Source organism: Pseudogemmobacter sp. TB195, from assembly GCF_058313095.1.
Genome location: NZ_JBZEGG010000066.1, coordinates 1 through 3874, shown reverse-complemented (window position 1 = coordinate 3874; position 3874 = coordinate 1). Strand labels below are relative to the sequence as shown.

At 63.0% G+C, this 3874-nt stretch carries 4 protein-coding genes; all 4 read right to left on the bottom strand.

Annotation, left to right across the window (positions count from 1 at the left end; genetic code table 11):
• The coding region (locus AC4FS3_RS28420) for a hypothetical protein (protein WP_491023327.1) at positions 1–686 on the bottom strand (686 nt) is incomplete at its 3' end.
• 63 nt (positions 687–749) lie between these two features.
• Positions 750–1085: a tail fiber assembly protein gene (locus AC4FS3_RS28415; RefSeq protein ID WP_491023326.1), complete on the bottom strand. Its 336-nt coding sequence runs from the start codon at positions 1083–1085 to the stop codon at positions 750–752.
• Between the two features lie 549 nt (positions 1086–1634).
• Complete coding sequence (locus tag AC4FS3_RS28410; protein WP_491023325.1) at positions 1635–3362, bottom strand: hypothetical protein; 1728 nt, start codon at positions 3360–3362, stop codon at positions 1635–1637.
• 40 nt (positions 3363–3402) lie between these two features.
• On the bottom strand, positions 3403–3874 hold a 472-nt coding region (locus AC4FS3_RS28405; RefSeq protein ID WP_491023324.1), incomplete at its 5' end, for a hypothetical protein.

The following is a 3874-nucleotide window of genomic DNA, read 5'->3' as shown; positions in this document are numbered from 1 at the left end:
AGCGGGTTCTCCCCGGTGTCGGCCCATGCGGTGCCGGTCCAGCGCCAGATACGGCCCGGGTCGGGAGCGATCTGATAGACCCGCCAGTTGGCCGGCAGCCCGGTCAGCGCCAGGCGCGCAGCTTCATCCGGGACGGACTGATCCCAACCCGCCGCGCCGAGGGCTGCATCCGCAGCGGCTTCCGCCCGGGTGGCGGCGCCATTGGCCAGACCCGCGCCCACCTGCACCTCAGCCAGGTAGCCCGGTTCCGTGAAGCCCGACAGCGCGTCGGCAGCATCGACGATTGTCTGCACATCGCCTGCCGACGCTGCGACCCAGAAGCTCGGCGGCGCTGGATCAATGCCGCGCTCCAGCAGGACGGCCAGAGGATAGCTCGCATCATCGCCGATCTGGATGTTGCCAAGCCGCGTTTCTCGCGACACGGCCCCCCGCGACCGGTCTTCCTCGGTCCAGCGGGCCGTCACGATGTAATGCGACCCGCGCAGGCCCTCGGTATTGCGCCACAGCGCGAACCCTGCTGGCAACGAGGCATCCGGGCCAAGGATGGCACGCACAGTTGCAGGTGCGATCACGTCGGCGCCCTGGGTATCCCAGGATGAGAGCGTGAAAATAAGTTCGGCCGCCTTTGCTGCCACATCGGTCGGCAGCGGAACGCGGCCCGTAATCGTGCTCTTGGTCAAAGCCATGGCATATCCACGTAAAAAAGCCCGCGCGCGGCGGGGTGTGTCAGGTCGGATTGTGCGGAAGGGTCAGCCCTGCGGGGGCTCGGGCCAGACAGCGGCCAGTGGGTCACTCGTCACATCAGGCAGGTCACGCAGCGCCTGGCGGTATGCCAGCCATGCGGCGCGCGAGGCCTCGGTCTGGGGGAAGTCCGGCAGCGCGCGGGGATCAGACGCGGCCAGCACGCGGTCACGCTCGGCGCGCAGATCCGCCCAAGGGTCGGTCACAGGTTCGGCATAGGGTACGGGCTTGGCGGCAACAGCAGAAGCCCAGAGCGGATGCCCCGGCTCCAACACCAGATCGCGCCCGCCCGGGGAGCCCGGCCAGAAGATCAACGTATGTTCAACGTTGCGATACTCAGGCATAGGTCATCCCCTCCAACGGGCTGGGTTGCCCAGGCCACAGATCCTCGCCGCCGGTCATAAAGCGCTGGTTTTGGAGAGACCCAGTTACAGTGCCGCCACCAGTCGCTGCGATCGCGACGGACACCAGATCACCAGGTAGAACTGGCACATCGACAGAACGAGCCACGTAACTGCCTGTATTCAGATATGAAGCGACAGCAGTGTCGGCCAAGTTTCTGGTTCTGATCACCTGAGCCGATCCACCGGCTGCCCCCGCATGACTGAAAGCCACCCTGATAACGCCAGCCTGCAAAAATGCAAAACTCAGACCGACAAAGGGTGACAAGCCTGTGGCGCTTCCCGATACAGGGGGATCCCGCCTTGATCTGATCTCATCTCCCGCAGTCAGGCGTGGCAAAGCGCCAAGGGCCAAGCGGGGCGCGTCCGGGGCGCCCTGAAATGCCGCCACCACATTGCGGAACCACCGCTCGAAGTGGTTCGAGGTTGCGGGCGCGCCGACCTCGTATTCCTCAGGGGTCCATCCGCCCCAGTCAGTCGGTGGAAATGCCATCAGATAGCCTCATAAGGTGGATCGCCGTTCGGCATGAGTTTCGTGATTGCGTCAGCTGCAAACATGCCTGGATCACGCTGCGCCGGGCTCGCGGCCAGATAGTTTGGGGCATCGTTCGCGGTGGCGTAAGCAAACCGCCCTTCGAACTGATAGGACTGCGCGATGATCTTGATCCGCTCACCCGGCTTCGGCTCGCTGCGGCTGATCACCTGATAGAGGGCCATTTGCTCCAGCCCGGTTTCGTCCTGAAGGCCAGAGGTTCTGACCCTGATCACATCGGTCAGACGGATGCCTGCGAACCTTTCCGCGTCAAGTTCGACCTCAATCCGCTTGGGGGTCTTGTCGAACCGGCGCAACAGTCGGCGGGCCGCGACCCGCACAATCGCATCCGCCCCAGTCTCAAGCCACGGGCAGAAGAAATTCTTCACTGCGCCAGAGCCATAGCGCCACGCCTCAAGTGCAGAAGGATCGCCCGCCGCCCAGGTGCGCGAATAATTGTCGCCCGAGGTGGATGATTTAGTCGGGTCTTTCTGCACGGTCCAGAACAGCACAGCGGATGCCCGCTGTTTGTCATCCTCGGTGATCGAGACCTCCAGGATGCTGTTGCGGTCGCTTACATCCCAGATCGTATCGCCATCAACCGGACGGTTTGCCTTGAAGCGAATGTCCTGATCGGCGCCCTCCCACCATAGGCTAAAGCCAAGCGGCACGATGGAGGACATGAGGGTTTTGACGCCGGTCGGCTCGGTAATGTCGCGGGTGATCCGCGTGCCAGAGAGCCAGCGGTCAACTTCGGATTCCCATTCCGCCACCGGCAAGAAGGTCGCATCAACCCCGGCCTCGGCCAGCAGGTCGGCAACCACATCATCGACGCGGGCATTCACGTAGCTCTTGACCCGTTGGAAGGTATCGAGCGCCTTGTGGGTAGCGGCTGCCGTGCGATTGACGCCCCTTGCGGTCAAGGTAAAAGCGTCCCCTACTCTCGTATAATCAACCAGTTCCGACCCGATTTTTGCACGGCCTGATAACTCGTATTCCAGATCGCCAATGCCTTCAGGGCTGAGAGTGAGCGCTGCCGTGTCGGCTTCAATATCCGCCAGGAGCTTGCCATTCGATGCCTCGGGAACCCGTGTGCGCTTGTCGTCGGCAAGGTCCAGCACATCGCTGCCGCTTATCACAACCTTGCCGCTCTCGTCCGGGCCGGAGATGTTGGTCATAATATAGTGCCGCGTCGAAACATCGGTCGGCAAGCCATTGACCAAATAGCCGAAGTTTACCCGAAGAGGTCTGCCTGAGTAATACGGCCAGCGCGCCTTCAGCTTCCCAAAGTGCGTTCCGCGAGAATATGGATCGTACCCGACGCCATCAGCCTGGGCCGCGCCGGAAACCCGCTGCGCCTGATATGGATCCAACAGCCTCTCATGATCAGGAAAGTCGGTAAGCGTGACGGTGACCGTTGCCCGGCGCCCGAATGCTGACAGGTCGCTGTCCGATCCTGCGATGTTGACGCTGGCCGAGAACTCGCTGGGCTGCCCCTGCATGACCGGGAACCACGTCGCACCCTTCGGGGTGCTGGAGCGTGGCTGGCAGTAGCGCAGCGTGCGGAAAACCTTCTGATGCTGGAACGCGGCACGCCCCGGAACCCTGCAGGTATCGTAAAGCCGGTAGCATTTGCGCGCCACCTCACCGCCAAGCGCCGCAGGGCAAGCGCCCACGCCGAAATCCAACGCGCACCCGTCTACATCGATCTCGATCCAGACAAAGGGCTCACGAGACATAGGCAGACACCTGCATGGTCATAGATGCCCATACTGTGCCAGCCCCGAAATTGGCGCTGAGCGTGTTGCCGTCCCTCCAGCAGTAAGACCCATCCTCCGGCAGGAGATCGGGGCAGCTCATCCAGAGAAACGGCTTTCCAGCGTTGTAATGCGCGATGAACGGCGCGGCCTCAGACTGCACCCACCAGCGCTCCTGCGCCGCCAGCGGGATCGATGTTCCAGCGCCTTTCCGCTTTTCATAGGTGCCGACATACTGGCCCCGGATCGTGCTGGAGGGGGAAAGCTCTACGTCCAGAGCGAGATTGACCGGCACATAGCCCGCCACCACCCCGCCCGGGATCAGGAGCCTCGGTCCGATCCACGCAATGCCGATGGCTGGCGCGGTCGGGCCGGTGATCCTGATGCGCCAGCGCGGATATGGCACCTCAGCCGCGAACAGCATGATCAGATCGCGATCATCG